Here is a 526-nt window from a genome sequence, read left to right on the forward strand (position 1 = left end):
TCCCCATTCGGACATCCCCGGATCAAAGCTTGCTTACAGCTCCCCGAGGCAGTATCGTTGTTCGCCACGTCCTTCATCGGCTCCTAGCGCCTAGGCATCCTCCGTGTGCTCTTAGTAGCTTAACCTTCGACTCCTGTTTGCCTCGCCTCGCTCCGTTGTTTTGTGCTTCGCACAAAGCCAAAGTCGCTCCTCGATTCAAACACTCGTCTGCTACTCTTTTACTAACTTGTTTTGACACAAGTTCAGCTAAAAGGATATTTCTAAAACGCAAATTCGTTTCGTTATCTAGTTTTCAAGGATCAATAATCAATTTTTCGGTTCATCACGGATGTGTGAATGAAAATTTGATTCAAAACCCGGTTTTTCAACCGGACTTATATCATACCATCCTCAGCACTTCTTGTCACCAAGCAAGTTCTGGAAATCGTATGCGAGAGTTTGAACTCTCAAAACTGACCAACGAGTGAGATCGTTTTGCCTTACGGCATATTTGAATGTTTCCTCGCAGGAAACGATTCTCCATAGA

At 44.7% G+C, this 526-nt stretch carries 1 rRNA gene; it reads right to left on the minus strand.

Going from position 1 to position 526, the window contains the following annotated elements:
* A 23S ribosomal RNA gene (locus tag AC27KL_RS28195) occupies positions 1–125 on the minus strand; the annotation flags it as partial.
* Positions 126–526: the final 401 nt, after the last annotated feature.

Source organism: Paenibacillus sp. YAE3 (genome assembly GCF_057546105.1).